Annotated in this window: 4 protein-coding genes; 1 reads left to right on the top strand and 3 read right to left on the bottom strand. The window is 45.4% G+C overall.

What is annotated here, in order from left to right; all coding sequences use genetic code 11:
- Positions 1-89: 89 nt before the first annotated feature.
- Together RMO52_RS08440 and RMO52_RS08435 are read right to left on the bottom strand one after the other, a co-directional pair.
- Positions 90-1040, bottom strand: coding sequence for a phosphate/phosphite/phosphonate ABC transporter substrate-binding protein (locus RMO52_RS08440; protein ID WP_310412869.1), 951 nt, complete (start codon positions 1038-1040; stop codon positions 90-92).
- Between the two features lie 458 nt (positions 1041-1498).
- Positions 1499-2500: a GTP-binding protein gene (locus RMO52_RS08435; protein ID WP_310412866.1), complete on the bottom strand. Its 1002-nt coding sequence runs from the start codon at positions 2498-2500 to the stop codon at positions 1499-1501.
- A gap of 356 nt (positions 2501-2856) precedes the next feature.
- Between RMO52_RS08435 and RMO52_RS08430 the strand changes: the two genes are divergently transcribed.
- Entirely contained in the window at positions 2857-3885 is a 1029-nt protein-coding gene (locus RMO52_RS08430; protein WP_310412863.1) for a metal ABC transporter solute-binding protein, Zn/Mn family, read from the top strand.
- Here the strand turns inward: RMO52_RS08430 and RMO52_RS08425 are convergent.
- Positions 3878-4297 (bottom strand): metalloregulator ArsR/SmtB family transcription factor, encoded by a 420-nt coding sequence (locus RMO52_RS08425; RefSeq protein ID WP_310412860.1) that lies wholly within the window; start codon positions 4295-4297, stop codon positions 3878-3880. The genes RMO52_RS08430 and RMO52_RS08425 overlap by 8 nt on opposite strands.
- Positions 4298-4368: the final 71 nt, after the last annotated feature.

The raw sequence follows: 4368 nt of genomic DNA, 5'->3' as shown, positions 1-4368 counted from the left end.
CGGTTTACCGAGACAAGACATACAGGCTGAATTTGCACCACACGCAGCGGTTAGAAACCGCTGGGTTTATGGGTAGCAACTTGGGTTAATTATGGTTTCATCCCGGCTTGCTCTAGCGCGACTTTGGTCGGGTTAAGGTGTGAATTGTTGACCTTTACCAATGTGGTGGAGTTATAAAGAGCGCGAAACAATTGATTATTAGCAGGCTGATTTAATTTCATCATTGCGGCAATCAGCTTGTTGCGATCGCTCGCTGAAACATTATCCTTGATGACAATGCCATGCGCCGGGACGCCAGAAATACTATACAGTACGCGTAACTTGCTAGCTTCGGTAGCCGTAATATAAGGCGCACCCAGGGTATATTCCGAGACTGCGGCGACATCAGCTTGATTTCGCAATACGGCTTGGAGGGCTTTATCATAGCTGCCGCCATAGGTGACTTGCCCAAAGAAACCATTGAGACGATCGCGATTGGGGATGAGTTTTTGTTGTACCAGTTCTGCTACGGGAAAGATAAAGCCCGAGCCAGATGTGGGCGAGGTAAATGAGATCCGCTTGCCTTTGAGCTGAGTGAGTGTGGCTTCTCCTTGCCCAGACTTGAGGGGGCTATTTTTGGGGACTACAAAAATCGATTTGTAAGTATGCCCGCCGGAATAATTGGCGCGCACTTCTGCTAAGTATAAGTTAGCATTAGCTAATTCTTTGGCTTTGAGCGCGGAGCGACTGCTCAAAAAGGCGACGTTAGCGCGATTGGCACGCAAGGCTTCTACGGCTGCGGTTTCATCGCCAAATACTGCTTCGACAGGTTGTTGCAACTCTTTACTAAGAAATGCTGTAACTGCTCTAGCTTTAGTCTGTAAGTCGGTGGTGTCCGATCGAGTCGGGAAGACTATTTTGAGGGTCTGAGCCTGGGCTTGTGCGGGAGCTATGCGCAGGTTTGTGAAGATCGATTCGCCGATCGAGCGCCCATGCACAACTGCCAACCCAGCTAAAATAGCCGTGCCAATGCCGATCCCAAATTTGAGTTGCTGATTCATCGCTTGTTTGTAACCGCCTAATTTAAAATCCGATTAATGACATAGTATCTCATTACTATCCAAAATCGATCGGCATATTTACCAACTTATCTCGTCGAACTTTTATTACATTAAAGTTACAAAAGTCCGAGAAGCTAGGCTTAGGGAAATCTCCTTAGTGGCGCAGAAAAGTCTTGAAAGGCTTGTGGAGTCGTCTAGAGAACAATAATTAATAGGGAAAAGGGGCTGGTGCCGTGGTTCGATAGAAGTCGAAGAGTTTCGGGATGCCTGCTGTCGAAATGTGGCTGTATTACCACCACATGAAGTAGAGTCGATAATTGCACACAGCGCCTTGAGTCAGCCTGTGTTCTTTTTCAGACTCTGCTCATTCATGCTTGGTATACTAGGGTCGAGACTGGCATAGCATAAAAAAAATCGATATATACAGATTCAGCCCGTCACTCGTTGAGTGAGGATCGTTATTTCCCAAATCCGATCCCTGTTGCCAAACATTTAGTAAAGTCCGATCGTAATTTAGCCTCATCGAGATCTCGCCCGATAAAGACCAACTCATTTTTGCGTTGCTCATCAACCCGCCACTCACGATCGGGTTTACCATCAAATAGCATATGTACCCCTTGAAACACAAAGCGATTTTTTTGTCCGTGAATATTTAAAATCCCTTTCATCCGAAAGATATTGGGGCCTTGATTGGGTAATAAATCGCTCAACCAATCATTAATTTTATTGATGTCCATTGCACCCGATAGCACTAATGCTATCGATTTAACAGACTCATCATGAACGTGAGCTTCTTCACCCAAGAAATCCGGATCGATCGTCAGCGCGTGAGATAAATCGAAGCCGCCAACTGCTAAAACTGCATCCATATTCACCTGGGCATTTTTAGTTCGATGAATTTTTGCCATTGCATTCATACTGCGAATTTTACGTTCGAGTTCGTCTAATTCAGCAACAGTAACTAGATCGGTTTTATTGATCAAAATTGTATCGGCAAACGCGATCTGCTCTTGAGCTTCATCTGCATCCCAGTGAAGTTGAATATGCTTGGCATCTACGACAGTTACTACCGCATCTAAGTGAGTATGCAGTTGGACATCTTCATCGACGAAAAAGGTTTGAATTACAGGTGCGGGATCGGCGAGTCCAGTGGTTTCGATTACTAAATGGTCGAATTTATCGCGCCGCTGCATCAGTTTGTCGATGATTCGTACTAAGTCACCGCGTACCGTACAGCAAATACAGCCGTTATTCATCTCAAAAATTTCTTCATCGGTACTGACAACCAGTTGATTATCGATGCCAATCTCACCAAATTCATTCACGATTACAGCTACTTTTTTACCATGCTCGTAGGTTAGAATATGATTTAGTAAGGTGGTTTTTCCTGCGCCCAGATATCCAGTTAGGACAGTGACTGGAACGGTTGTGTTGGAGGAATTGTCTAAAGTATTTACCATAAGTGTTTTAGCCTTGTGAGTGAATTAGCGATCGGTGAAACTTTAAGCAGATGATTAATTATAGATCTTGCGAAAAAAAGTGGTGTTCCGATTTTTAGCAAGACTGAATCTGCACTACAAATATTGACTGGGGCTAGTTCCGATCTGGCGAGCGATACGTGTCGCAGCGAATCTGTGCGATCTGAATCTAATCGTGTGCTAACTCACAAGTCCAATTGACAGTAAGCGACTCCACCCTTTAAGATGATTCTCACCTGCGTCGATAATGATTCTCATTCTATCACAGATTCACCGCTCCAGATGCTGTGCCTCACCCAAGACTCATCGACCACAACTTACCCATCCCACATTCGATCGTGAAAATTAGCCTTCGTCGCCCAGACTCAAAACACTCACTGCATTTTAACTGGATTGGATTATCACTACTGACATTCGGGATGCTGACTGGATGCACCACCCCAACCAGCAAACAGCCTGATGTAGCAATCCCCACCGCTAGCGAAACTCCAGCCACAACCCCCACCGCAAATACAGACAGTCCGAAAGTAGTTGTAACTAATACTGTACTGTGCGACTTGACCAAACAAATTGCAGCTAGCACTGTAAATGTAGTCTGCTTGCTTGCTCCTGGTAGCGACCCTCACGTTTATAAACTGACACCAGAATCTAGACAATCGATCGAGGATGCCAAACTAGTCTTATATGGAGGTTATGACTTTGAGCCAGAGCTAGCCAAAGCGATTAAAGCAACATCTAATCCAGCTCTAAAAATCGCCGTACATGAAGTTGCCGTACCGCAACCCCAGAAATTTGAAGAAGATGGTAAAAGCACGACAGATCCGCATGTTTGGCACAATGCCCAGCATGGGATTAAAATTGCTGAAACGATCGCGACTAGTTTAGAAAAAGTTGTCCCAGCCCAAGCCGCAACTTACAAGCAAAATACTCAAAAATTAACTTCTGAAATCGGGCAGCTTGATACTTGGATTAAATCGCAAATAAACACAATTCCTACGGCTAAAAAAGTATTATTTACCACTCATGACGCACTAGGATACTATTCAAAAGCTTATGGAATCCCGGTTGATGCTTTGGAAGGATTGAGTACGGAAGAAAAACCAAATGCAGCTAGAGCGAAAGAACTGGTTGGCAAAATTAAGCAGGCACAAGTACCGACTATTTTTGCAGAATTGACACTCAATCCTAAATTAATTACTGCGATCGCGCAAGAAGCGAAAGTAAAAGTAGCAGAGCAGGAAATCTATGCTGATGGCTTGGGTGAAGCGAATAGTCCAGGTGGAACTTATCAGCAGATGTTAGTTGCCAATACTAAAGCGATCGTCGAAGGATTAGGGGGTAAATATACACCTTTTGCGGCTAAATAAGTGCGATCTGCTCGTTGGCGTAGCCTCTCTGAAAGAGAATCGCCGCCTGGTAAAAGTCGAGCATCTGACGATCTTGCAGGCTATAGAATACATGCCGCCCCTGCTTGCGAAAATTGACCGATCGGTTTGCCCTGAGCATTCTTAACTGATGGGATACCGCCGATTCGTTCATCTCCAACATCGCCGCCAAATCGCCAACGCACATTTCCTTCGCTGCGAGGATCGAGAGAATTCGCAACCGATTGGGATCGGCTAAAAAGCCTAAAAACTCTGACAGACGCTGTGCCTTCTCCACCGAGAGCATTTCGGTGGGTGGGGAATTTGCATCGTCAGAGTGAGTGGGATGGGGAGCTTCACAACAAAGATCTTCCCCATCTTCGATCGTCACTGGTTCGGTGGATCGATCTGACATTTACTTATCACAGCCACAGCCTGTGTGTCCGCAACCTTGTCCAGCGGGATGACCGTTAGCACAAGCATCGC

Source organism: Chamaesiphon sp. OTE_8_metabat_110 (assembly GCF_031382685.1).
Classification (GTDB): domain Bacteria; phylum Cyanobacteriota; class Cyanobacteriia; order Cyanobacteriales; family Chamaesiphonaceae; genus Chamaesiphon.
This window is presented reverse-complemented; position numbering and strand designations above follow the sequence as displayed.

Excerpts from the sequence above, each read along its gene's own strand:
- RMO52_RS08440 (WP_310412869.1), bottom strand. The coding sequence starts at position 1,040 with ATGAATCAGCAACTCAAATTTGGGATCGGCATTGGCACGGCTATTTTA.
- RMO52_RS08435 (WP_310412866.1), bottom strand. The coding sequence starts at position 2,500 with ATGGTAAATACTTTAGACAATTCCTCCAACACAACCGTTCCAGTCACT.
- RMO52_RS08425 (WP_310412860.1), bottom strand. The coding sequence starts at position 4,297 with ATGTCAGATCGATCCACCGAACCAGTGACGATCGAAGATGGGGAAGAT.